Source organism: Nakamurella leprariae, from assembly GCF_016918035.1.
Classification (GTDB): domain Bacteria; phylum Actinomycetota; class Actinomycetes; order Mycobacteriales; family Nakamurellaceae; genus Nakamurella; species Nakamurella leprariae.
Genome location: NZ_JAERWK010000016.1, coordinates 36,259 through 60,227 on the forward strand (window position 1 = coordinate 36,259; position 23,969 = coordinate 60,227).

Annotated in this window: 19 protein-coding genes, 1 pseudogene and 1 riboswitch; of the genes and pseudogenes, 7 read left to right on the forward strand and 13 right to left on the reverse strand. The window is 72.9% G+C overall.

The window, feature by feature from the left end; translation table 11 throughout:
- Positions 1 to 24: 24 nt before the first annotated feature.
- From serA to JL106_RS12510, 5 genes are all read right to left on the reverse strand, one after another.
- Entirely contained in the window at positions 25 to 1,623 is a 1,599-nt protein-coding gene (serA, locus tag JL106_RS12490) for a phosphoglycerate dehydrogenase (protein ID WP_205261053.1), read from the reverse strand.
- 285 nt (positions 1,624 to 1,908) lie between these two features.
- Positions 1,909 to 2,691, reverse strand: coding sequence for a TIM barrel protein (locus JL106_RS12495; RefSeq protein ID WP_205261054.1), 783 nt, complete (start codon positions 2,689 to 2,691; stop codon positions 1,909 to 1,911).
- A 134-nt stretch (positions 2,692 to 2,825) separates the two neighbouring features.
- Positions 2,826 to 3,854, reverse strand: coding sequence for a ketol-acid reductoisomerase (gene ilvC, locus JL106_RS12500; protein ID WP_205261055.1), 1,029 nt, complete (start codon positions 3,852 to 3,854; stop codon positions 2,826 to 2,828).
- A 346-nt stretch (positions 3,855 to 4,200) separates the two neighbouring features.
- The gene (gene ilvN, locus JL106_RS12505; RefSeq protein ID WP_205261056.1) at positions 4,201 to 4,713 is read right to left on the reverse strand and encodes an acetolactate synthase small subunit; all 513 of its coding nucleotides are present in this window, start codon (positions 4,711 to 4,713) and stop codon (positions 4,201 to 4,203) included.
- Between the two features lie 296 nt (positions 4,714 to 5,009).
- Complete coding sequence (locus JL106_RS12510; protein WP_205261057.1) at positions 5,010 to 6,923, reverse strand: acetolactate synthase large subunit; 1,914 nt, start codon at positions 6,921 to 6,923, stop codon at positions 5,010 to 5,012.
- 293 nt (positions 6,924 to 7,216) lie between these two features.
- On the opposite strand from JL106_RS12510, the gene JL106_RS21640 reads away from it, so the two are divergent.
- Positions 7,217 to 7,756: a PH domain-containing protein gene (locus JL106_RS21640; protein ID WP_205261058.1), complete on the forward strand. Its 540-nt coding sequence runs from the start codon at positions 7,217 to 7,219 to the stop codon at positions 7,754 to 7,756.
- 75 nt (positions 7,757 to 7,831) lie between these two features.
- A complete protein-coding gene (gene ilvD, locus JL106_RS12520; protein ID WP_205261059.1) occupies positions 7,832 to 9,685 on the forward strand; it encodes a dihydroxy-acid dehydratase in 1,854 nt (617 codons plus the stop codon).
- 454 nt (positions 9,686 to 10,139) lie between these two features.
- Here the strand turns inward: ilvD and JL106_RS12525 are convergent, their stop codons facing one another.
- Positions 10,140 to 10,385, reverse strand: coding sequence for a hypothetical protein (locus JL106_RS12525; protein WP_205261060.1), 246 nt, complete (start codon positions 10,383 to 10,385; stop codon positions 10,140 to 10,142).
- A 550-nt stretch (positions 10,386 to 10,935) separates the two neighbouring features.
- Positions 10,936 to 11,043: pseudogene (locus tag JL106_RS22545) on the reverse strand (SAM-dependent methyltransferase); the annotation flags it as partial.
- Between the two features lie 609 nt (positions 11,044 to 11,652).
- On the opposite strand from JL106_RS22545, the gene JL106_RS12530 reads away from it, so the two are divergent.
- The 4 genes from JL106_RS12530 to JL106_RS12545 all read left to right on the forward strand — a co-directional run bounded on the left by JL106_RS12530 (position 11,653) and on the right by JL106_RS12545 (position 15,546).
- Entirely contained in the window at positions 11,653 to 12,147 is a 495-nt protein-coding gene (locus JL106_RS12530) for a DUF6318 family protein (RefSeq protein WP_205261061.1), read from the forward strand.
- Between the two features lie 23 nt (positions 12,148 to 12,170).
- Positions 12,171 to 13,115 (forward strand): PKD domain-containing protein, encoded by a 945-nt coding sequence (locus JL106_RS12535; protein WP_205261062.1) that lies wholly within the window; start codon positions 12,171 to 12,173, stop codon positions 13,113 to 13,115.
- A gap of 239 nt (positions 13,116 to 13,354) precedes the next feature.
- Positions 13,355 to 14,779 (forward strand): HNH endonuclease signature motif containing protein, encoded by a 1,425-nt coding sequence (locus JL106_RS12540; protein WP_205261063.1) that lies wholly within the window; start codon positions 13,355 to 13,357, stop codon positions 14,777 to 14,779.
- A complete protein-coding gene (locus JL106_RS12545; RefSeq protein ID WP_236007559.1) occupies positions 14,776 to 15,546 on the forward strand; it encodes a cobalt-precorrin-6A reductase in 771 nt (256 codons plus the stop codon). Before JL106_RS12540 ends, JL106_RS12545 begins: the two co-directional genes overlap by 4 nt.
- On the opposite strand, the gene JL106_RS12550 is transcribed toward JL106_RS12545, so the two are convergent.
- From JL106_RS12550 to JL106_RS12560, 3 genes are read right to left on the reverse strand one after another with little or no spacing between them, the layout of a single operon-like run.
- On the reverse strand, positions 15,494 to 16,480 hold the full coding sequence (locus tag JL106_RS12550) for a cobalamin biosynthesis protein (protein WP_205261264.1): 987 nt from the start codon (positions 16,478 to 16,480) through the stop codon (positions 15,494 to 15,496). The two genes, JL106_RS12545 and JL106_RS12550, sit on opposite strands and share 53 nt — an antisense overlap.
- The gene (locus tag JL106_RS12555) at positions 16,477 to 17,385 is read right to left on the reverse strand and encodes a CbtA family protein (protein ID WP_205261064.1); all 909 of its coding nucleotides are present in this window, start codon (positions 17,383 to 17,385) and stop codon (positions 16,477 to 16,479) included. The genes JL106_RS12550 and JL106_RS12555 overlap by 4 nt, the downstream gene beginning before the upstream one ends.
- Positions 17,386 to 17,417: 32 nt before the next feature.
- Positions 17,418 to 17,639, reverse strand: coding sequence for a CbtB domain-containing protein (locus JL106_RS12560; protein WP_205261065.1), 222 nt, complete (start codon positions 17,637 to 17,639; stop codon positions 17,418 to 17,420).
- 31 nt (positions 17,640 to 17,670) lie between these two features.
- A riboswitch (cobalamin riboswitch) is annotated at positions 17,671 to 17,806 on the reverse strand.
- 46 nt (positions 17,807 to 17,852) lie between these two features.
- Here JL106_RS12560 and JL106_RS12565 point away from each other — a divergent pair.
- A complete protein-coding gene (locus JL106_RS12565; protein WP_205261066.1) occupies positions 17,853 to 18,479 on the forward strand; it encodes a histidine phosphatase family protein in 627 nt (208 codons plus the stop codon).
- Here JL106_RS12565 and JL106_RS12570 read toward each other — a convergent pair.
- From JL106_RS12570 to JL106_RS12580, 3 genes are read right to left on the reverse strand one after another with little or no spacing between them, the layout of a single operon-like run.
- Entirely contained in the window at positions 18,424 to 21,045 is a 2,622-nt protein-coding gene (locus JL106_RS12570) for a cobyrinate a,c-diamide synthase (RefSeq protein WP_328842239.1), read from the reverse strand. The genes JL106_RS12565 and JL106_RS12570 overlap by 56 nt on opposite strands.
- A 23-nt stretch (positions 21,046 to 21,068) precedes the next feature.
- Positions 21,069 to 21,683, reverse strand: coding sequence for a cob(I)yrinic acid a,c-diamide adenosyltransferase (gene cobO, locus JL106_RS12575; RefSeq protein ID WP_205261068.1), 615 nt, complete (start codon positions 21,681 to 21,683; stop codon positions 21,069 to 21,071).
- Positions 21,683 to 23,812, reverse strand: coding sequence for a VWA domain-containing protein (locus JL106_RS12580; protein WP_205261265.1), 2,130 nt, complete (start codon positions 23,810 to 23,812; stop codon positions 21,683 to 21,685). The genes cobO and JL106_RS12580 overlap by 1 nt, the downstream gene beginning before the upstream one ends.
- Positions 23,813 to 23,969 lie beyond the last annotated feature (157 nt).

Genomic DNA, 23,969 nt, shown 5'->3' on the forward strand with positions numbered 1-23,969 from the left:
CGGCCGGTCACCGCAGACTCGGCCTCACTCCGCCGGGATGGCTCGGACGGCGCTGGCGTCGACGGACTGGCCGATCTGCTCGAGCAGCTCCGGCGAGGGCATGCCGTCGACCCGGAGCACCATGATCGCGTCGCGACCGGAGAGTTCCTGGGAGATCTGCGCGGCCTCGATGTTCACCCCGGCGTCGCCGAGCAGGGCACCGACGGTACCCATGACACCGGGCCGGTCGACGTAGGCCAGCAGCAGCAGGGTGCCGCCCGCGCGCAGGTCGAAGTGCCGACCGTTGATCTCGACGAGCTTGGCGACCTGCAGCGGACCGGACAGGGTGCCGGACACCGAACGCTGGGTGCCGTCGGCCATCGCGGCGCGCAGGCTCACGGTGGAGCGGTAGTCGCCGGTCTCGGTGCTGCTGCTACCGGTCAGGATGAGGCCGTGCTCGGCGGCCAGGGTCGGGGCGTTCACGAAGGTGACCGACTCCTCGATGACCCCGCCGAAGATCCCACGGACGGCGGCCAGCTGCAGGATGGTGGTGTCCTCGGCGGCCAGGTCCCCGCGGACGTCCACGACGACCTCGCTGGGAACACTGCCGCACACGGCGGTCAGGATCGAGCCGAGCCGGGAGACCAGCGGGATCCACGGCCGGACCTCGTCCGAGACCGGGCCGGCGGCCTGCACGTTCACCGCGTCGGGCACGAAGTCGCCGCGCAGCGCGAGCTTGACCGAGCGGGCCACGGCGGTGCCGGCCTTGTCCTGGGCCTCCGCGGTGGACGCACCCAGGTGGGGGGTGAGCACGGTGTTGGGCGCGCTGCGCAGCGGGTTGTCCGCGGCCATCGGCTCGGCCGCGTAGACGTCGATGCCCGCGCCGGCGACGCGGCCCTCGGTCAGGGCGTCGGCCAGCGCCTGCTCATCGATCAGCCCGCCCCGGGCGGCGTTGACGATGATCACGCCGGGCTTGACCGTGGCCAGTTCGGCTGCGCCGATCAGACCCAGCGTCTCCGGGGTCTTCGGCAGGTGGATGGAGATGATGTCGGCCTGGGCCAGCAGCGTCGGCAGCTCGACCAGCTGCACGCCCAGCGCGGCCGCGCGGGCCGGCTGCAGGTACGGGTCGTAGGCGATGACGGTGGTGCCGAAGGCGGCGATGCGGGCCGCGAACAGCTGCCCGATCCGCCCCAGACCCACGACCCCGACGGTCTTGTCGGCGATCTCCACACCGGTGAAGCTGCGCTTCCACTCGCCCGCCTTGATCGAGGCGTCGGCGGCCGGGATGCGGCGGGCCACGGCCAGCACCAGGGCCAGCGCGTGCTCGGCCGCGGTGATGATGTTCGACTGCGGGGCGTTGACCACCAGCACCCCGCGGGCGGTGGCCGCGGGCACGTCCACGTTGTCCAGGCCGATGCCGGCCCGGGCCACGACCTTGAGCTTCGGTGCCGCGGCCAAGGCCTCGGCGTCGATGGTGGTCGCCGACCGGATCAGCACCGCATCGGCCTCGGCCAGCGCCGGCAGCAACGCGGAGCGGTCCGCGCCGTCCACGGAACGGATGTCGAACTCCGTGCCGAGCACCTCCATCGCGGACGGAGCGAGCTTCTCGGCGATCAGGACGACGGGTGCAGCGGCGACGGTCACAGCGGGTCAACTCCGGCGGGTTCGACGACGGGGGTGCCGGCCGGTGCACCGGCCGAGCGGTCGGAGCCGCCGCAGGGGACGCCGCGGCTCCGGCGGGCCGATCGCGGCTCCCAGCACCACCGAGCATCCGCGGACCGCTGGTCCGTCGTGCCTGGTCCCGGGCGGAGCGGGTCCGACCCGGGCGTCATGGTAGTCGCCGGTCGGGCTCGCGACGGCACACGTGCCGCACGCCACGAGCGCTCCGGGACCCTGGTCCCGGCCGCTGGAATCTCGGCGATCCGGTGATCAGCGTCCGGTCGCCCGCGGCCCGTGCGGGCCGAACGCGGCGAACGAGTCCTCGGTCGGGCCGTCGGGGTGGTACTCCAGGCTGACCCAGCCGTCGTAGCCGCCGCCTTCCAGGCGGTCCAGGAACGCCGGGAAGTCGACCGCGCCGGTCCCGGGCTGGTGCCGGCCAGGGACGTCGGCGATCTGCACGTGGCGGATCCGGGGCAGGTGCTCGGCCAGGACCGCCCCGGGATCCTCGCCCTCCATGAGTGAGTGGTACAGGTCGTACTGGATGCCGAGGTCGGGGTCGCCGATCTCGTCCAGCACCGCGACCGCCTCCGCCACGGTCGCCACCGCGGCCCCCGGGACGTCGGTGCGGTTGATCGGCTCCAGCGACAGCGGCGTGCCCACCGCCCGGAGTCGCTCGGCGGCGAAGGTCAGGTTCCGCAGCAGGGTGTCGCGGGCCGCGGGGCCCGGACCCGCCGGCCCGGTCGGCGAGTTCACCCGCTGCGGCCGGAGCACCGACGCCCAGTGCGCGGCCCGCTCGACGCCGGCCCGGAACTCCGCCTCCCGATCCGGCTGCGCGGCGAGACCCCGTTCCCCGGCGTCCCAGTCGCCCATCGGCACGTTGAACAGCACCAGTTCCAGGCCGTTCCGGGTCAGCGCCGCGGTCAGGTCGGCCTCCGGCAGGCCGTACGGGAAGAAGAACTCCACGCCGGTGAACCCGGCCGCGGCGGCGCGGTCGAACCGCTCCAGCAGCGGGTACTCGGTGAACAGCAGGCTGAGGTTGGCGGCGAACTGCACGGCGTGCTCCTCGTCGTTGCGGTGGCGTGCTCCGCGACGCACCCGTCGGTGCTCGATCGGTCCGGGGACACTGATGCCCGGCCGGACTTGGTGGTCCGGCCGGGCATCGGGCGATCAGTGGTGGTGCGGTGCGGTCAGTTGCGGGCCGCGGTGCCGGTGTAGTCGTCGTCCGCCTGCACCCAGCTCATCAGGCCGCGCAGCTGACGACCGGTCTCCTCGATCGGGTGCGCCTCCTGCTCGGCGCGCAGCTTCTTGAACTCCGGCGCGCCGGCGTCCTGGTCGGCGATGAAGCGGGCGGCGAAGGTGCCGTCCTTGATGTCCTTGAGCACGGCCTGCATGTTCTGCTCGACGTGCTCGTCGATCACCCGCGGGCCGGAGACGTAGTCGCCGTACTCGGCGGTGTCGGACACCGACCAGCGCTGCTTGGCGATGCCGCCCTCGTACATCAGGTCGACGATCAGCTTCAGCTCGTGCAGGCACTCGAAGTACGCGATCTCCGGCTGGTAGCCGGCGTTGGTCAGCGTCTCGAAGCCGAGCTGCACCAGGCGGGACACACCACCGCAGAGAACGGCCTGCTCACCGAACAGGTCGGTCTCGGTCTCCTCGGGGAACGTGGTCTTGATGACGCCGGCCTTGGTGCCGCCGATGGCGCGCGCGTAGGACAGCGCGATGGCCTGGGCGTTACCGCTGGCGTCCTGCTCGATGGCGATCAGGTCCGGCACACCCTTGCCGTCGACGAACTCGCGACGGACCAGGTGGCCGGGGCCCTTGGGGGCGACCATGATCACGTCGACGTCGGCCGGGGGCTTGATGTAGCCGAACCGGATGTTGAAGCCGTGACCGAAGGCGAGCACGTCGCCGGCCTTGAGGTTCGGCTCGATGGCCTCGGCGTACACGTGCCGCTGCACGTGGTCCGGCGTCAGGATCATGATCAGGTCGGCCTCCTCGGCCGCCTGGGCCGGAGTGACCACGCGCAGCCCCTCGTCGGTGGCCTTGGCCCGCGACTTGGACTCCTCGGGCAGGCCGACGCGCACGTCGACGCCGGAGTCGCGCAGGCTCAGCGCGTGGGCGTGGCCCTGCGAGCCGTACCCGATGACGGCGACCTTGCGTCCCTGGATGATCGACAGGTCGGCGTCGTCGTCGTAGAAGATCTCAGCGGCCATGGCGGTTCCGCTTCCTTTCTGTGGGCCGCACGGCCCTGGTCGGTCCCGCCGCAGCGGCGGATCACTGCTGACTGCTGCTGTCGAGGACACACGGTGGACTGCTGGTGGCGACCGGTCCGGGGAGGACCGGTTCGCCCGGACGGCCTGGCGCTGGTGGCGGCCGTGTCCCGACGGCATCCCAGGATGCCCCATCGGGAGGGCCCGGCCAACCTCGCGACACCCGGGTCGGGCAGCTGCGTGGGGCCGGTCGGTGTCGACCGAACGGCGCCGACGGGTGGGTCGGCTCCGGATCGGCCACCGGGCCGGTCGGCGGGTGCCGACGCGGCGAGGAGCAGCGGGACGACGGTCAGTCGGTCCGGTTGGCCGAGGACGTGATCGACCGCGGACCGCGACCGAGCGCGACCATGCCGGACTGCACGATCTCACGCACGCCGTACGGCTCCAGCAGGCGGGTCAGCGCCTCGAGCTTGTCGCTGGTGCCGGTCGCCTCGACCGTGACCGACTCGGGCGAGACGTCGATGATGCGGGCGCGGAACATCTCGACGATCGAGATGATCTGGGTCCGGGCGCCCGCGTCGGCCCGCAGCTTGATCAGCATCAGCTCGCGCTGCACGGCCGCGTCGGCCGGCAGTTCGACGATCTTGAGCACGTTGATCAGCTTGTTCAGCTGCTTGGTCACCTGCTCGAGGGGCAGGCCCTCGACGGCCACCACGATGGTCATCCGGGAGACCTCGGAATTCTCGGTCGGCCCGACGGCGAGCGACTCGATGTTGAACCCGCGTCGCGAGAACAGCGACGACACCCGGGCCAGAACACCGGGTTTGTTCTCGACCAGCACCGACAACGTGTGGCGGCTCACGACTGTCCTGTCTCCTCGATCTCATGATCCGTCCGCACCGGGCGGAGCGGGCAGCGCTGCAGCGGGCCGGTCGGCGACGCGCCGGCACGACTGCGGTGTCGTGCACGCACATGTCACGCGCCGGTGGGAAGGTGGGCGGGACCCCGGCACCCCGTCGGAGCCGCAGCTCCGCGGGGCACCGGGGTGCCGGTCGGGACCGGAACGAACCTGGTCCCGTCCGCACGCCGGTCGACGTGGCCGGGTCCACCGCGCGGCCGTGGTGTGGGCCTCGAGGGCGGCGTACCCGACCCGGAGGGTCACTCCTCGTCGAACAGCGGGCGGATGTCCCGGGCGGCCATGATCTGGTCGTTGCCGGCACCGGCGGCGACCATGGGCCAGACCTGGGCGTCCTTGCCGACGGTGAAGTCGACCACGACGGGACGGTCGTTGATGGCCATGGCGGCCTCGATGGTGCGGTCGACGTCCTCACGGGACTCGCACCGCAGGCCCTCGCAGCCGAGTGCCTCGGCCAGCATCACGAAGTCGGGGATGCGGTGCTTGTGGGTGCCGAGATCGGTGTTGGAGTACCGCTCGCCGTAGAACAGGGTCTGCCACTGGCGGACCATGCCCAGGTTGCCGTTGTTGATGACGGCGACCTTGATCGGGATGCCCTCGATCGCACAGGTGGCGAGCTCCTGGTTGGTCATCTGGAAACAGCCGTCGCCGTCGATGGCCCAGACGGTGGCACCGGGGCGCCCCATCTTGGCGCCCATGGCGGCGGGCACCGCGTAGCCCATGGTGCCCAGACCACCGGAATTGAGCCAGGTGCGCGGCTTCTCGTACTTGATGAACTGCGCCGCCCACATCTGGTGCTGGCCCACGCCGGCGGCGTAGATGGCGTCCGGACCGGCGATCGCGCCGAGGCGCTCGATCACGTACTGCGGGGCCAGGGTGCCGTCGGCCGGCCAGTCGTAGCCCAGCGGGAAGGACCCGCGCAGCTGATCCAGGTCGGACCACCAGGCGGTGAGGTCGGCGACCGCCCCGGCCGCCTGCTCGGCTCGGATGGCCACGATCAGCTCGCGGATCACCTCGAGCGCGTCGCCCACGATCGGGACGTCCACGGCCCGGTTCTTGCCGATCTCGGCCGGGTCGATGTCGGCGTGGATGATCGTGGCGCCGGTGGCGAAGGACGACAGCTGGCCGGTGACCCGGTCGTCGAACCGGGCGCCCAGCGCGACGATGAGATCGGACCGCTGCAGGCCGGCCACGGCCGCGACGGTGCCGTGCATGCCGGGCATGCCAAGGTGCTGCACGTGCGAGTCCGGGAAGGCGCCCCGGGCCATCAGCGTGGTGACCACCGGGATGCCGGTGAGCTCGGCCAGTTGCAGCAGCTCCAGGTGGGCACCGGCCTTGATGACGCCGCCACCCACGTAGAGCACCGGACGGCGGGCGGTGGTGATGAGCTTCGCCGCCGCCGTGATCTGCCCCGAGTGCGGCCGCAGGTTGGGCCGGTACCCGGGCAGCTGGATGTCCTGCGGCCAGGCGAAGGTGGTGTCCGACTGCAGGATGTCCTTGGGGATGTCCACCAGGACCGGGCCAGGTCGGCCCGTCGACGCCAGGTGGAACGCGCGCGCGATGGTCTCGGGGATCTCCCGGGCATCGGTCACGAGGAAGTTGTGCTTGGTGATCGGCATGGTGATGCCGCAGATGTCGGCTTCCTGGAACCCGTCCGTGCCGATCAGCGGCCGGCCGACCTGCCCGGTGATGGCGACCAGCGGGACCGAGTCCATGTTCGCGTCGGCGATCGGGGTGACCAGGTTGGTCGCGCCCGGTCCGGAGGTGGCCATGCAGACCCCGACGCGGCCGCTGGCCTGCGCGTACCCCGTCGCCGCGTGCCCGGCGCCCTGTTCGTGCCGGACCAGGACGTGGCGCAGCTTGGTCGAGTCCATCAGCGGGTCGTAGACCGGGAGCACGGCCCCGCCGGGGATGCCGAACACCACCTCGGCACCGGCCGCCTCGAGCGAGCGCACCACCGACGCGGCGCCGGTGAGGCGCTCGACGGGACGCCGCGAGTCGGCGGCCGCCTCGGACACCGGCGCGGTGCGGGCGGCACCGGCGGCGTGCGGGCCGGGCTGGGCGCTGGGCTGGACAGTGGGCGGAGCCACCGACGACCCGCTCGGGGCGGCGGGGTGGGCCGACCGGCGGCCGGTGGGGGTCCGGGCCTGCGTCATGGGAACCGTTCTCCGATGCTGGCGGATCGGCCGTCCGCGCGGGTCGTTCCGCGGGATCAGCCGGAGTGTGGGTCGGGAACCTCCGGGCAACAAAAAACCCCTTGCCACCTGGGGTGACGAAGGGGTTGCACGTCCTCGCCGGCCGGAGCGGCGACGGACGCGCTAGATGATTACGAGGAGGGAACGCACGATCGCGAGGCTAACCACGTCGTTGACGGCGTGTCAACCCGAGGTCGAACGGCCCGGTCCCGGTCCGGTCACCGGGTGGCGCGCCGGATGCCACGATGGACGACGTGTCCTCCCCCACCACCCCGGACAGCGCACCGGCCACCCCGGCCACCGGCGCTCGTCCCGACGTCCCGCCCCGTCGGGCCACGTTCCGGTTCCCGTTCTGGTCGCTGCTCTACCCCCTGTTGGTGCTGCTGTGCGTGATCCCCCTGGCCACCTTCGGCGGATGGGGTTGGTGGTTGCTGTACCTGCTGCCGGTGCTCACCCTGGTGGCGGTGCTGTTCGGCGGCACCCGGTCCGACCGGGCCGGGATCAGCACGCGCGGACTGCTCGGGGTGCGACGGATGCGCTGGGACGAGCTCGACCGGCTGGAGTTCCCGGACGGCCGCTGGGCGCAGGCGGTGGGCACGGACGGACGACGCCTGCGACTGATCATGGTCGGACCCCGCGACCTCCCCCGCCTGACCGCTCCGGCGGGCGGCGGAGCGGTGCTCTTCGGTGACGAGGCCGAGGCGGCCCTCGCCGGCGCCCAGCCGGTGCCCGGGCCGGACCCGGAGCCGACCCGGGACCGGACCCGGGCGGCGGGCGACACCGCCGTCGACTGATCCGGCCGATCGAGCGGGACGGTCGCCCTCCGATCAAGCATCTACGCTGACGGGGCCGCGACCCAGGAGTGTCCTATGCCACCGCTTCGTTCCCGTACGTCCACCCATGGCCGGAACATGGCCGGTGCCCGCGCGCTGTGGCGCGCCACCGGCATGACCGACTCGGACTTCGGCAAGCCGATCATCGCGATCGCCAACTCGTACACCCAGTTCGTGCCCGGACACGTGCACCTCAAGGACATGGGTGACCTGGTCGCGTCCGCGGTGGTGGAGGCGGGCGGCGTGGCCAAGGAGTTCAACACCATCGCCGTCGACGACGGCATCGCGATGGGCCACGGCGGGATGCTCTACTCGCTGCCCAGCCGCGAGCTGATCGCCGACTCGGTCGAGTACATGGTGAACGCCCACACCGCCGACGCACTGGTGTGCATCTCCAACTGCGACAAGATCACCCCCGGCATGCTCATGGCCGCGCTGCGGCTCAACATCCCGGTGGTCTTCGTCTCCGGTGGGCCGATGGAGGCCGGCAAGGCCGTCGTCGTCGACGGCGTGGCCCACGCCCCCACCGACCTGATCACCGCGATCTCCGCCTCGGCCTCCGAGCAGGTCGACCAGACCGGCCTGGACGCGGTCGAACGGTCGGCCTGCCCGACCTGCGGATCGTGCTCGGGCATGTTCACCGCCAACTCGATGAACTGCCTGACCGAGGCGCTGGGCCTGTCCCTGCCCGGCAACGGCTCCACCCTGGCCACCCACGTCGCCCGGCGAGACCTGTTCCTGCGGGCCGGGTCCCTGGTCGTCGAGCTGGCCCAGCGGTACTACCGGGACGACGACGCGTCGGTGCTGCCGCGCAACATCGCGAACAAGGCCGCGTTCGGCAATGCGATGGCCCTGGACGTCGCCATGGGCGGATCGACCAACACGGTGCTGCACATCCTGGCCGCCGCGATCGAGGGCGAGATCGACTTCGATCTCGAGGACATCGACGCGGTCAGCCGCCGGGTGCCGTGCCTGTCCAAGGTCTCGCCGAACTCCGACTACCACATGGAGGACGTGCACCGCGCCGGCGGCATCCCCGCCATCCTGGGCGAGCTGCACCGCGCCGGCCTGCTGGACGACTCGGTCCACACCGTGCACTCCCCCGACATGGCCAGCTGGCTGGACGCGTGGGACATCCGCGCCGCGGCCCCGTCCGCCCAGGCGCTGGAGCTGTTCACCGCGGCGCCCGGCGGGGTGCGCACCACCCAGGCCTTCTCCACCGACAACCGGTGGGCCAGCCTGGACACCGACGCCGAGGGCGGCTGCATCCGCGACCTGGCCCACGCCTACACCGCCGACGGCGGCCTGCAGGTGCTGCGCGGCAACATCGCTCCCGACGGCGCCGTCATCAAGTCCGCCGGCATCGACGAGTCCCTGTTCCACTTCGTCGGCACCGCACTGGTCGTCGAGTCGCAGGAGGAGGCCGTCGAGGCCATCCTGGGCAAGAAGGTGCAGCCGGGTCACGTGGTGGTCGTCCGCTACGAGGGTCCCGCCGGTGGCCCGGGCATGCAGGAGATGCTGCACCCGACTTCGTTCCTCAAGGGCCTGGGCCTGGGCAAGGTCTGCGCCCTCATCACCGACGGCCGGTTCTCCGGTGGTTCGTCGGGCATCTCCGTCGGCCACGTGTCCCCGGAGGCGGCCGCGGGCGGTGTCATCGGGCTCATCGAGGACGGCGACGAGATCGAGATCGACGTCCACCAGCGGATCCTGCGGGTCAACGTGCCCGACGAGGTGCTGGCCGACCGCCGCGCCAAGATGGAGACCAGCGAGCGCCCGTGGGAACCGCGGGACCGCGACCGCACGGTGACCCAGGCCCTGCAGGCGTACGCGGCGATGGCCTCGTCCGCGGCCACCGGCGCCGTCCGGGTGGTGCCCGCTCGTCGCGTCTGACCCACCTCCCGCTCGCCCGGTGCCACCACTGCCGCGTTCGAGTTGAGGGCCTCGGTACCCGCTGCCACGGTGGATCAGCGGCGTCGTGGCCGACGACGCCGGGCTGGTCGGCCGGCGATGTCCGACCGGGCGAGCGGGAGGCGTCATGCTCCGGTTGTCCGTGATCGGGTCGCTGGAACTGCGGCCGACCGCGCCGCGGACGGTGGAGGAGTCGCGCGAGCAGGACACGAGCGAGCGCGGGCTCCGATCGTCCGACGGGGCCGACGTTGTCGTCCCGATCGGCTCAGCCCGGGTCCGCCGGTTGCTCGCCGCCCTGGCCACCCGGGCCAACTCGGTGGTGTCGGCGGATTGGCGTGCCCACCCGGGCGGCATCGCTGGCCAGGTCGGGCCGGGCGCTCGGCCAGCGCCAGACGGTGCGACTGGCACTGGCCGAGCTCGACGACCTGGCGGGAGCTCAGCCGGACAGTCGGTAGAACCGCCAGAACCCGAACTCCCCCGTCGGCAGGATGTCGGCGCTGCCGAACCCGGCCTCGAACGCGGAGCGGCGCAGCGTCTCCGGCCGCATGACCGTCCCGGTGCCGGCCGACGATCGATGGCTGAGGCCGTCGGGCAGGCAGATGGTGAGACTGGATCCGCACGGCAGGCGCTCGATGGCATGGCCGTCGGGCGCGAAGGTCTCGGCGGTCGCCTCGTCCTTCACGATCATGATGCCGCCAGGGGCCAGCGCTGCCCGTGTCGCGGCCAGCACCTCGACGGGCGAAGCGTGTCGTGGACGCACTCGAAGGCGACTGCCCCAGTTCCACGGACGGCGCATCGACGTCCACGCCGACGACCGTGGCCTCCGGGTACGCCCGGGCCAGCGCGAGTGTCGACCAGCCCGCGCCGCACCCACGTCGACGATCCGTGCCCCGGGGCGGGACAGCCGGGCGTGCAGGTCGGGCTGGGCGGCCAGCACCGGCGGGAGCGCCGTCTCGAACCACGGCCGGTCCATGTCGGTCTGGGCGAGCAACATGTCCTCGCCGAAGGTCGACCAGCTGACGCCACCCCCGGTGCGGTACGCGGTGACCAGCGGGGCAACGCAGCACCGACGGCACCGAGCACGCGCGCGCCAGCGGCGCGAGGTAAGCGAGGCTGGACTCATCGGTGAAGACCTCAGGAGCCGCATCGGGGAAGTGGAACCGATTGCCGGAGTCGGCGCGATCGACCGTGAGCAGGCCGGCGACCGCCTGCTGTTCCAGCCACTCCTGCGCGTACCGGGGGCGGAGCCGGGTCCGCTCGGCCAGCTCGTCGGGCGTGGCCGGGCCGTCGTCGGCCAGACTGCGGTACCAGCCCATGCGGTCCCCCAGGTGGATGGACATTGCCTCCAGACCGCCGGCACAAAGTTGAAGACGCGCTGGGCCAGGACCTCGGTCGTACGGGGCGCTCCGTGGTCGTCCGTCGTCACGCTGGGGTGGTCCGGGTCGGCGGCCTGGGTGTCGAAGGTGGTCATCGCGGCGCTCCTCGATGAGTGCGGGCGTCCGGTGGTCCCCGGACGTGCTGATGGTGCGAGCAGGCGCTGTCGCGTCGCTGTCGGCTGGGTTCCGGCCCGGCGCTCGGCGGGTGACACCCGATCGGGTGGGCGGATCGGGTTCGCGGCGCGGCCTGCCGGGCTGGACCGGGTGAAACTCCGCCGTCCGGTGGGCCGAGTTGTCCACAACCGCCGCTGATCACTTCCGCAGGTCGGGGCGGGTGCGTACCTTTCGTCCGATCTTGAGATCCACGGAGGAAGTGTGCGCACGCCCGGACGAACAACGGTGATCGGTGTGGCGGTGACCGTCGCTGCGCTGGTGATGGCGGGATGCAGTGGTGGTGACGTACCCGAGTCGACGACTGAGTCAAGTGCGGTGAACTCGAGCACGGCTGCTCCGACCACACCGTCGAGGACCGCTTCGTCGAGTGCGGAGACGTCGTCGAGCACGTCGTCGAGCGTGGCGCTGCCGACCGGGCCGGTGACGTTGACCGTCCCCACCGACGACATCCAACCGCCGGCGAATCCGCCCGCGCCGACGTTGGACGTGCCGGCGGGGGCGAGTCAGAAGACGGTGGGTGGGGCTGAGGACTTCGTCAAGTGGTGGTTCGGGTTACCGGTTGCTGCTATCAACCGAGGCTCCACGCAAGTGATCCGCGCTTATTCCGCACCAGCTTGCGGCGAGTGTGACCGGCTGATCTCAGAGACTGAAGAAAGCATCCGCGAGCGATGGTCCGCACGACCTGCCGAAAACCCGGCTGTAGTCATTCTTGATTCTATTGTCGCCCAAGACTTAGCGACCATATCCCTGGTCGGTTTCGCGCCGGCGACTGACTACCTGGATGCCAGCGGCGCGGTTGTAGAAACCGATACTGCGTACAGCGTGACCGCGGCCGTCGACGTAGTGTGGACGGGAACCCAATGGCAAGTCGCCCAGGTGCGTGGCGTCGAGTGAACGGCCGACGTAAAGTCTCCAGCATGGGCGCGTTCATCCTGGCGCTCGTCCTGATTCCTACAGTTGGAGTGATCGGGATTGCTGGCTCAGCTGCCGCAGTCGGGAGCTGCGCCGACCGTGGTTTCCTGTGCGAAGCAACCGGACTCGACGACTCGTCGGACTCGATCCCAATTCGAGCGCGCTATCAGCAGCAAGCACCTTCGAGCGCGGCAGCAGGCGCGCGACCCGTGCAGATGTCAAATTCGAACGTCGACTATCACACCTGCGCCGAACGAGCGGACGACCAGATCAATTCACCGTTCGACGTCCTGTGGAACAGCCCCTGTGACACCGACGTCGTCTGCCAGGCGTTGGGCAACCTCGGCAACGGCGGTCAAGTCGTCTGGTCCACGGTCGACGGCGTCGACCAACAGGACGATGCGTGCGTGTTGAACGGTGCGCCGACGGAACCGGCTGCACCCGTCATCACCCCCGCCATGGTCGCGGAGGCGTTCGACTCACTTCCCTTGGCCATTCCGCAGATGCGCACCAACCCGCCCGCCCCCGCCTGCGCCGTGCTCAACCTCGAGAACAATTTCTGGCTCGAGGCCCCGGACACCACGCCGCAGACCTTCGATCTGCTCGGCGTGCCGGTGACCGTGTATCCGACGCCCGTGGAGTACCGGTTCGACTTCGGCGACGGCAACGGACTGACCACGACTGATCCCGGCGCGCCGTTCCCGGACGGCAGCAACGTGCACACCTACACCACCGAGGGCCGGTTCGAGGCGTCCGTCGCGATCACCTGGAGTGCTGACTGGGAGGCGCCGGGGATCGCTCGCCAGCCCGTGCCGGGGACGGCGGAGACGGTGAGCGACCCCGCGATCATTTACGCCCACGCATGGCGCATCCTGCTCGTCGACGACCCCACGGTGAGACTGCCGGCGTCGGCGCCGTTCGATGCCGGCGACCCCTGCGGACAGCCCTGACCGTCGCTCGACATTCGGCTCCTGCCTGAGATCCGTCAGGCACGGACTTCGGTTGCGACCCGTACCGATCCGCTTGCACAGCGTCAATTGTCGGTGCCCTCGTCTAGCGTGCTGTTCATGAGCGAGACCGTCCGCAGCGCGTCCCGTCTCGGGCTGGCGGCCGACGCGGGCTCGGTGCTCGGTGTCATGGGTCGGTCGCGGTCGGTGAATTGTCGGTGGTCCGTGGGAGGGTGCCTGTCATGACCGAGACCATCGCTGCGGAGCCTGATCTGGGGTCGCTGGCCGACCCGGTGATCGACGCGGCCGTGGTCTCCGCCCGCGAGCTGCTGGCCGACCTGCACGCCGACGCGGGCTGGACCGCGCTGACCGACCTGCAGGTCCTGGAACGCGCCCGCGCCCTGGAGGACCTGCACCGCCTCGTCGGCGCCATGCGGATCACCGCCGCCGGCGCCGTGGACCGCCGCCACCTGGCCAACCGCTACGGCGCCGCGTCCACCGCCGGACTCCTGCGCGAGGTGCTGCGGGTCCGTCCCGGCCAAGCTCGTGAGCTGGTCCGCGCCGCCACGGCCGTGCTGCCCGACCGGCAACTCACCGGGCACCTGTCCCCACCGCGACTGCCCGAACTGGCTGACGCGATGCTCGACGGGTCCGTCAACGGCGACCACATCAGCGTCATCGAGACCACCCTGCGGTCCCTCCCGGCGCGCGTCCCGGCCGAGGTCCGCGCCACCGTGGAACGCGCCCTGGTCGAACAGGCCGAACTCACCGACCCCACCCACCTGGCCGACATCGCCCGCACCCTGGCCGTGCTGGCCGACCCCGACGGCGACCTCCCACCCGAACAGGACCCCCGCAAACACCCCACCCTGTCCCTGGGCCGCCGCGACCCGTTCACCGGCCTGACCCGCATCACCGGCCACCTCGACGACGAAGGCGTCGAAACCCTCCGCCAGGCCACCGACCCCCTCGCCGCCCCCGCGGCAAGCAACCCCCCGGGCGACGCACGCGGCGCGGCATCCCCGGACCCCGCGGCCGGGAATGCGCCGAAGGACCCGCGGTCGGCGGCAACCCGCCGCGCGCACGCCCTCACCCAAGCCCTGCAGCGGGCGCTGCGCGCCGCCGCGGTCGGCGAGCACGGCGGTGTCCGCCCGCACGTCACCGTCACCATCAGCCTCGAGGAGCTCCGCTCCCAGCTCGGCACCGCCCTGCTCGATCACGGCGGTCCCATCCCCGCCCGCGACGCCCGCCGCCTGGCCTGCGACGCCGGCATCCTGCCCGCCGTCCTGGGCACCACCAGCCAGGTCCTGGACCTCGGCCGCGCCCACCGCCTCGTCCCACCCGCCCTGCGCCGCGCCCTGACCGTCCGCGACCGCGGCTGCGCCTTCCCCGGCTGCGACCGACCCCCCGGCTGGTGCGACGCCCACCACATCCAGCACTGGGCTGACGGCGGAGCGACATCCCTGGACAACACCGTGCTGCTCTGCCGACACCACCACACCGTCATCCACACCGGCCACTGGACCGTCACCATGAACCCCGACGGCCACCCCGACCACACCCCACCAGTGTGGATCGACCCCCACCAACACCCCCGCCGCAACCACCTGCACCACCACGAACCCTGGTCCGCACAGCAGGTCTCGACCGCCGGAGCGCGACGATGATCGGCTCCGTGGGCGTACTCATCCTGGGCGGCACCGGGGAAGCCCGCGCCCTGGCCCGGTCGCTCGTCGATGCCGGCATCACCGTGACCTCGTCCCTGGCCGGGCGGGTGGCGGATCCGGCGCTGCCCGTCGGCGAGGTCCGGATCGGCGGGTTCGGCGGACCGGCCGGCTTGGCCCGGTACCTGAACGAGCACGGGATCGGGGCGGTGGTCGACGCCACCCACCCGTTCGCGAGGAACATCTCGGCGTCAGCGGTCGCGGCGACCGACGAGACCGGAGTGCCGTTGATCCGTCTGGAGCGCCCCGGCTGGGCGGACCACCCGCTGGCCTCGACGTGGCACTGGGACGACAGCAACGACGCGGCGGCGGCGCGACTCACGGAACTGACCTCGGGTCCGGTGTTCCTCACCACCGGTCGGTCGAGCGTGACCGACTTCGCCGTGCTGGCCGGACGTCCGGTGCTGGTCCGGCTCGTCGATCCGCCCGGCACGCCCCTGCCCGGGGCGTGGCAGTTGCTGCTGGCTCGCGGTCCCTACACGGTCAAGGGCGAACGCGACCTGATGGCGCAGCACCGCATCGCCGCCCTGGCCACGAAGGACTCCGGCGGCAGCATGACCGAGGCCAAGCTGCTGGCCGCCGATTCGCTGGGCGTGCCGATCGTCGTGATCCGTCGGCCCGCGCCGGCCGTCGGCCACGACGGTCCCGCCGACACGGTCAGGACGGTCGCCGACGCCGCCGCCTGGGTGTCCCGGCATGTCCCGCGCTGACCGCGATCGCGGCACCGACCATCGCCGCGGCCGCGCTGACCACCGACACCAGCCGCCGTGTCCGGGCGATGTCCGGGACCGCCGGCTCCGGCCCGTCCCCCAGTGCGCCGCGGTCCTCCGCGACGCCGTGGTAGACGTTCACTCCACCGAGCGTCACGTCCAGCGCACCCGCGACGGCGGCCTCGACCGGGCCGGCGTTCGGACTCGGATGTTGGCCGGCATCGCGGCGCACGACCCGCAGCACGGTGCGGGGCCGACCACCCACCACCGGCGCGGCCAGCGCGACGAGCGCCGCCGTCAGGCGGGCCGGCACCAGGTTCACCACATCGTCCAGGCGGGCCGACGCCCATCCGAACCGGACGTAGCGCTCGCTCCGGTGCCCGACCATGGCGTCCAGGGTGTTGATCGCCCGGTACGTCAGCAGCCCCGGCACCCCGGCGACGGCGCCCCACCACAACGGCGCGACCACCGCGTCCGACGTGTTCTCCGCCAACGACTCCACGGTCGCCCGGGCGATGCCCGCAGCGTCGAGCCGGCTCGGATCACGCCCGACCAGGTGCGTCACCTGCTCACGCGCCGCCGCGAGATCCTCCACGGCCAACTGCCCGGCCAGGGCGGACGCTTCGCGCAGCAGCGAGGCGCCGCCCAGCACCGCCCACGTCGCGACGGCGGTCGCGGCCACGCGCAGCGCAGGTCGGCGCCGGACCAGCCGCTCGACCGTCCACCCGGCGACACCGGTGGCGGTCACCACCCCGGCGGTGAAGGCCGTCCCGCGCCGCCGGGTCGGCTGGTAGCACCGGCGCTCCACAGCGGACACACCTCGACCGAAGCCGGCCACCGGATGCCAGCGGGCAGGGTCGCCGAGGACACGGTCCGCGACGAACCCCACCAGCAGACCGGTCGCGCGAGTGACGCCCGGTCGGACCCCGCTCAGGCGCTCAGACCGGCCGGCCGCCGACCCGCGGGGTCAGCGCGCTGCACGAGCAGGCTCAGCACCACGGTCAGGACGCCCCACAGCGTCGCCTGGGTCAGCATCGACGCGGAGCGGAACTCCCAGAGCAGCGCCGCCGGGAAGTCGTCGGACACCTCGTTCACCACGGGGAACAGCCAGGCGACGATGAGCATGACCACCACGAAGCCGATCAGCGCCACGGCGCCGGCGGCGAACCAACCCAGCCGAGGCGCAACCCGTCGCGTCAGGACGAGTGCGAGCACCGCGACGATCGCCGAGACCAGCAGGAAGGCGAAGTACTCCCCGGTGCGCGTCCCGATCGTGTCGGGGTCGCCGACGGCGGGTGGATTGGCCGGGTACTTCAGGAACGGCACCAGCGACAGCGCGGCGTACCCGACCACGCCGATCAACGCGGTCGACCCGGCCGGCCGCAGACCGCCGAACCGACCCATGGCGAAGGCGGCGGCCAGACTCACCAGGCCACCGAGGCCGGTCCCGAAGACGACGGTCGCGGTGATGAGCCCCCAGGTCGACTGGGTGCTGCGCGAGACCTCGGCATCCTCGCCGTGCGAGTGGCCGTCGTCGGCCGCGGTGTCGGCATGGCTGTGCTCAGCGGTGCCCTCGGGGTGCGCATGGTCGTCGCCCACGGCCTCATCGACGGACTCGCCGGCAGCCTCCTCGACGGCGATGGCGCCGTCGACCGGTGGCTCCCCGACGGTGTACGCCACGGCGAAGGTGATCAGTCCGGCGATGAGCCCGGCCAGTAGGCCGCGGATCAGGAAGCCGGTGACGGTGAGGCCCGGGAAGCTGCCCGGACGAGGACGGGTCCCCGTCGACGAGGTGCTCGTCGACGGACCCGCCGGATGCGCGGTGTTTGATCCGGTCACGGTCTGCTCCTACGAATCGTCGCGAGAGCCGGTCAGTGACACGGGAACCCGAGCAGGTGCCGGCCGTCGTGCACCCACTCGTGGATGCCGCTGCCGGAGAAGACGGCGAGCGCGCCCTGCTCGGACGACACGAAGTACACCGCGATGAGCAGCACGATGCCGGCGAGCAACGCCCACGGCAGGATCGTACGGATGGGAAGGCTCGGAACAGCCAGCGTGGGAACCGAACGCGGCGGAATGGCGGCCTGCGACATGGAACAACCTCCTCGGGGTTCGGCGCCCCGCTCGTGGAGTCGGCAGACGGCGTGGGGTCTGGCTCACCGCGAGGAACTCGCAGACCACAGTGGCGCGACCGCACCGGATTCTCACCGGTTTCCCAGCACCGTCGATGACAACGCACACCATAGACCGCCCTCCCGGCGGATCCGCCCGCGGCTGTCCCGGACGACGCACGCACGGAGCGGCCGGTGATCTCCCGTCTGCTCGTCGTGGCGGCCGGACCGACCGAGGCGTTGCGGCGGGGCCGCTTCCCGTCGCCGGACGACGAGTTGGACTGGCCCGACACCTCGCCGGAGCACCCGGTCCGGATGCACCCGGCGCTGCTCGGTGGTCGAGCGGCGCCGGTCGGGCCGACAGGCTGGTGCGGGCCGGAACGCAGCTGCCGACAGACCGCGGCGCGCCTGGGCTGGACGCCGGCGCCGGACGACGCGCTGGCCGGGCCGGACCCCGGCCAGTGGCGTGGCATCGACCTGCGCACCCTCAGCGAGCAGCACGCCGAGCACCTCGCTGCCTGGGCGGCGGACCCCGGGGTCGCCCCGCCCGGCGGCGAATCGCGGCATGACACGGCGGCACGGATGGCCCGGTGGGCCGGCGCCCGGTCGACGATCGGCACCGACGGCCCGACCGATCGGACGGCGGTCGTGCTCGCCACCCCACCGGCGGCGCGCACGCTGGTACAGGTGCTGATGGACGGCGTCGAGGGCGCCGGCGCCCCGGTCGACGTGGAACCGGCCGCGCTGGCGGTGCTGACCCGCTCGGTCAGTCGCTGGTCGCTGCGGGCGCTGCTGCCCTGGCCGCTGTGGTCGGCGGCATGACCGACCGATCAACGGCGCCCCGGTCCTGCACCGCGGCGATCGCGGCCAGCAGACGCCGGGAGGTGGCCGCGTCTCGGACCGCGATCCGGATCCAGTCGGGTCCGAGGCCTGGGAAGGTGTCGCCGCGCCGCACCGCGAACCCCCGACCGCGCAACTGCTCTCGCAGCCACCCCGGTGCTGCCGTCGCCGGCCGCAGCCCGGCGGTGTCAACCAGGACGAACGGCGTGGCGGGCGTGCCGGCCACGGTCAGACCCAGCTCGCCCAGTCCACGGACCAGCATCTCCCGGTCCCGGCTGAACCGGTGCGCGGCGGCCGTCGCCTCGACGGTGGCTTCGGCCGTGCTGCAGGCCTCGATCGCGGCCAGCGCCGGACTCGACACCGACCACGGCGGCTGCTGGGCGGCCATCGCGGCGATCCACGTCGGATCCCCGAGGGCGTACCCGGCGCGCAGCCCGGCCAGGCCCCAGGTCTTGGTCAGCGACCGCAGCACCACCAGCCCGGTCAGGCGGCGTTCGGCCAGGCTCTCGGGCTCGTCCGCGACCGCGTCCATGAACGCCTCGTCCACCACGACCAGCCGCCCCGGCCGCAGCAGCGCGGCGATGACGTCGGCACGGTGCAACGTGCCGGTCGGGTTGGTCGGGTTGCCGAGCACGATGAGATCGGCGTCCGGGTCGAGCCGCTCGGCGTGGAACCGAAACCCGTCGACCGCCTCGAGCAGCAGTCGCTGCACCGGGACACCGGCCGCCCGTAGCGCGGCCTCCGGCTCGGTGAACTGCGGATGGACGATCACCGCGGACCGGACCACGTCCCGCGCCGCGCGGGCCAGCAGCGTGAATGCCTCCGCGCCACCGGAGGTCGGCAGCACCTCGTCGGCCGGCCGGCGGTGTCGCGCCGCCAGCGCGGTGACTGCCGCAGTCCGGACCGGGTACGCCCCGAGGTCGGTGACCGTCGCGGTGATCCTGTCGCGCAGCCATGGCGGTGGCGTGGGCACCCGGACGTTCACCGCGAGATCGAGCATCCCGGTCTCGATCTCGGCGTCGCCGTGGTGCCGCAGGTCCACGTCCGCCGTGCCGATGGCGGGCGCCATGGCGGCGGCCTCCGGCACCGCACGGTGGACCTCGGCCGACACCGACGACCACCTGCGTCCGGCGAAGTCGTGGACGGCGGTCGCGAACCGGGCCGCCACCTGCGGACTGCCCGCCCAGTGCAGATGCAGGTAAGAGGCGTGCAGGGACGCCAACGGGACCGGCTCCCCGCCCGGCGGGAAGCGCACCGACCAGCCGATGGGCCGGCCGGCGACGAGCCAGGCCGGGTCGGCACCGGCGACGGGAGTGGTCGCGGTGCGGTGGAACTCGTGCCCGGTGACCCGGGTGCCGGCGGCCGCGAGCACCGTGTCCACCGGCGCCACCGCGGTGCGGTAGCCGAGGGTGAGTCGCGGCGACATCGCGGCCGCGGTCGGCACCGCGCCGACCATCGCGGTGCCGTCCAGCGTCTCGGCCAGGTAGAGCAACCCGGCGCATTCGGCCACGGTCGGCAGACCAGCGGTCACCGCCGCGGCGACATCGGCGAGCAGCGAACGGTTCTCGACCAGGCCGGCCGCGTGCACCTCGGGGAACCCGCCGCCGAGGTACAGCCCGGCCGTGCCGTCGGGCAGGCGCTCGTCGGTCAGCGGATCGAAGGTCATCGGCATCAGGCCGGCCGCGGCCAGCAGTTCCTCGGTCTCCGGGTAGCGGAAGGTGAACGCGCGCCCCCCGGCGATGGCCACCACCGGCCGCTCCCCCTCGACGCCGGCGGGCTCCGCCCACCCCGACGCGGCCAGCGCGGCGTGCGGCGACCACGGCTCGGCGACGAGGTCCGGCGCGCGCTGCGCGATCCGGACCACCTCGGCCAGGTCGACCCGCTGCGTGATCTGGTCGGCCAGTCGGTCGACCACCGACCGGGCGCGGTCCAGCTCGGCCGCCGGCACCAGTCCGAGATGGCGGCTGGGTGCGCTGATCCCGTCGTCACGTGCCAGCACGCCGAGCACCGGGACCCCGGTGGCCTCGAGGGCATCGGCGACCTCACCGGCGTGCCGCGGCGACCCCGCCTTGTTGAGGATCACCCCGGCCAGCCGGACGGAACGGTCGAACGAGGCCAGTCCGTGCACGACGGCCGCGATGGTGCGGGAGGCCGAGGAGATGTCCACCACCAGCACGATGGGCGCGCGGAGCACCGCGGCGACGTGGGCGGTGGAGGCGAATCCCTCCCGGCCGATGGCCCCGTCGTACAGGCCCATGACGCCCTCGATGACCGCGATCTCGGCCGGTTCCGGGGTCGCGGCGCCGTGCAGCAGCAGCGGCACCAGCGCGCCCTCACCGACCAGGTGGGCGTCCAGGTTCCGGCCGGGGCGCCCGGTGGCCAGGGCGTGGAAGCCCGGGTCGATGTAGTCCGGCCCCACCTTGTGGCCCGAGACCACGTGCCCGGCCCTGCGCAACGCCGCCATCAGCCCGGTGGCCACCGTGGTCTTGCCGTGCCCGGACGCGGGCGCGGAGACGACCAGCCGCGGCAGCCGGTGCGTGCCGACCACACCGGAATCACCACGAGCCGGTGTCACCATTCGATGCCCCGTTGGCCCTTCTGGCCGGCGTCCATCGGATGCTTGACCTTGGTCATCTCGGTGACCAGGTCGGCGACCTCCAGCAGCTTCGGATCGGCGCGCCGGCCGGTGATGACCACGTGCTGCCGACCGGGCCGGTGGCGCAGCACCTCGACGACCTCGTCGACGTCGATCCAGCCCCAGTTGATCGGGTAGGTGAACTCGTCCAGGACGTACAGCTGATGCTGCTGCGCCTCGATGCGCCGGCGGATCTCCGCCCAGCCCTCGGCGGCGGCCTCGGCGTGGTCGATCTCGCTGCCTGGTTTGCGGCTCCACGACCATCCGGAACCCATCGCGTGCCACTCGACCGGACCGCCGGTGCCCTGGTCCTGGTGCAGCCGCCCCAGCTCGGACAGCGCGGTCTGCTCGCCGATCCGCCACCGGGCCGACTTCACGAACTGGAACACCGCGACCGACCAGCCCTGGTTCCAGCCGCGGAGCGCCAGGCCGAACGCCGCCGTCGACTTCCCCTTGCCGTCACCGGTGTGCACCATCACCAGCGGCCGGTTCCGCCGCTGCCGGGTGGTCAGTCCGTCGTCGGGCACGGTGGCCGGAACGCCCTGCGGCATCAGGCCACCCGCCCACGCGCCGGGCCGGCGTCCGCCCGGACCGCCGCCGTGGCGTCGGTGATCGCAGCCGTCAGGGTCGGGGCGGCCAGCTCCCCCACGGGCAGGTACTCGGCCTGCAGCAGGCCGGCCAGGTCGGCGGCCAGTCCCATCCGGAACCGGCCGACCTCGCAGTCCAGCACCAGCGTCGAGATGTCCTGCGTGGCCAACCAACCCGCCGCCTGCCGGGACCGGGCCAGCGCGTCCGGGCCGGCGGTCGCGCGACCGTCGGTGACCAGCACCAGCAGCGGTCGGCGGCGCGGATCGCGCAACCGCTCGATCCGCAGCACCTCCGCCGCGGTGAGCAGCCCCTCGGCCAACGGCGTGCGCCCGCCGGCGGGCAGGTCGGTCAGCCGGCGGGCCGCCGCATCCACCGACGAGGTGGGCGGCAGCGCGACCGTGGCGCCCTTCCCGCGGAAGGTGACCAGACCGACCTTGTCCCGCCGCTGGTACGCGTCGAGCAGCAGCGAGAGCACCGCCGTCTTGACCTGTTCCATGCGGGTGCGGGCGGCCATGGACCCGGACGCGTCCACGCACAGCAGCACCAGGTTGCTCTCCCGTCCCTGCCGGACGGCCAGACGCAGATCGGCCGGGCGCAGGTGCATCCGGCTGCCAGGCCCATCCGACGACGGCGCAGCCGTGCGACCGCGGGCGACCTGGTGCGGTGCGGCCGCGCGCAGGGTGGCGGGCAGGTGCAGGGCGGAGCCCACGCCACTGCCGGTCGGCCGGGTGGCGCCGATGGTGCGGCCGGTGCTGGTCAACGCGGGCGACCGCCGGCCCGCCGCCCCCGCCCCCACGCCGCGAACGGTGAACAGTCGCGGCCGGTACGGCTGCTGCGGCGCGGCCACCGTGCCGGACGGCGCCGCTCCGGCGGCGCCGGTCGGCCGGTCGGCGTCGGCAGCCGGATCCCCGCCATCGTGCGAGGTCTCGCCGGTCGGCGTCTCGGCGTCGGTGCGTCCGGACGGCTCGGGGCCGTGCCCGTCGGCGGTGTCCGGACGGTCCGCCGCGCCGTCGGCGGGTGTGGGCTGCGATCGGTCGTCGGCGCGGCCCCGCTCCTGCCGCTCGCCGCCGTCGTCGCCCGGGTCCGGAGCGGACTCCGGTCCGGGCTCGGGGTCCGGCTCGTCGTCCCCGAGCAACCGGTCCAGCAGCTCCTCGTCCAGACCCGGCGCGTCGAACGGATTGCGACGACGTCGGTGCGGCAGGGACAGTCGCGCAGCAGCGCGGATGTCGGCCCGGACGACCCGGTTCCGGCCGTGCCAGGCGGCGTGCGCCACGGCGGCCCGGGCGGTGACGATGTCGGCCCGCATGCCGTCCACCTCGAACCCGGCGCACACCCGGGCGATCGCGGCCAGCGCGGCGTCGGACAACTGCACCCGCGGCACCAGCGCCTGGGCCCGGGCGATCCGGGCGGCCAGGGCGGTCTCGGCGTCGGCGTACTCGGCGCGGAAGACGGCCGGGTCGGCATCGAAGGCGAGGCGGCGGCGCACCACCTCTGCGCGCACCAGCGGGTCCCGCGGCGCGCCGATCTCCACGGTCAGGCCGAACCGGTCGAGCAGCTGCGGGCGCAGCTCGCCCTCCTCGGGATTCATCGTGCCGACCAGCACGAACCGCGCGGCGTGGGCGACCGACACGCCTTCGCGTTCCACGGTGGAGCGGCCCATGGCGGCCGCATCGAGCAACAGGTCGACCAGGTGGTCGTGCAGCAGGTTGACCTCGTCGACGTACAGCAGGCCCCGGTGGGCGGCGGCGAGCAGGCCCGGCTCGTACTCGGTGACGCCGCTGGACAGCGCTCGCTCCAGGTGCAGCGAGCCGATGACCCGGTCCTCGGTGGCACCCACCGGCAGTTCGACCAATCGGGCCGGTCGCACGGCGAGGTCGCCTGCGGTGACGCCGGCGGGATGCGGCCCGTCCGGGCACGACGGATCGGGGTCGGCCGGGTCGCAGGAGAACCGGCACCCCGTCGCCACGGCGACCGGCGGTAGCAGCGCGGCCAGCGCCCGCACCATGGTCGACTTCGCCGTGCCCTTCTCGCCGCGGACCAGCACGCCACCCACGGCCGGGGAGACCGACGTCAGCACCAGGGCCAGCGCCATGTCGTCCGACCCGACGACGGCCGTGAACGGGAAGCCGGCCGTGCGGTCGGCACCGGGTGACGGGCTCCCGGAAGGGGACGGCAGGGTCGCGATGTCGGGTCCGGGCGGCACTGGAAGCACTCCTCCTGCGCGTGGGTGTCCACGCCCACGCCTGGTC

Coding starts and splice junctions, on each gene's coding strand:
- JL106_RS12560 (WP_205261065.1), bottom strand. CDS start 17,639: ATGTCGCAGGCCGCCATTCCGCCGCGTTCGGTTCCCACGCTGGCTGTT.
- JL106_RS12580 (WP_205261265.1), bottom strand. CDS start 23,812: ATGGCGCTGGCCCTGGTGCTGACGTCGGTCTCCCCGGCCGTGGGTGGC.
- JL106_RS12535 (WP_205261062.1), top strand. CDS start 12,171: ATGGGCGCGTTCATCCTGGCGCTCGTCCTGATTCCTACAGTTGGAGTG.
- JL106_RS12545 (WP_236007559.1), top strand. CDS start 14,776: ATGATCGGCTCCGTGGGCGTACTCATCCTGGGCGGCACCGGGGAAGCC.
- ilvC (WP_205261055.1), bottom strand. CDS start 3,854: ATGGCCGCTGAGATCTTCTACGACGACGACGCCGACCTGTCGATCATC.
- cobO (WP_205261068.1), bottom strand. CDS start 21,683: ATGCCGCAGGGCGTTCCGGCCACCGTGCCCGACGACGGACTGACCACC.
- JL106_RS12510 (WP_205261057.1), bottom strand. CDS start 6,923: ATGACGCAGGCCCGGACCCCCACCGGCCGCCGGTCGGCCCACCCCGCC.
- ilvD (WP_205261059.1), top strand. CDS start 7,832: ATGCCACCGCTTCGTTCCCGTACGTCCACCCATGGCCGGAACATGGCC.
- JL106_RS12540 (WP_205261063.1), top strand. CDS start 13,355: ATGACCGAGACCATCGCTGCGGAGCCTGATCTGGGGTCGCTGGCCGAC.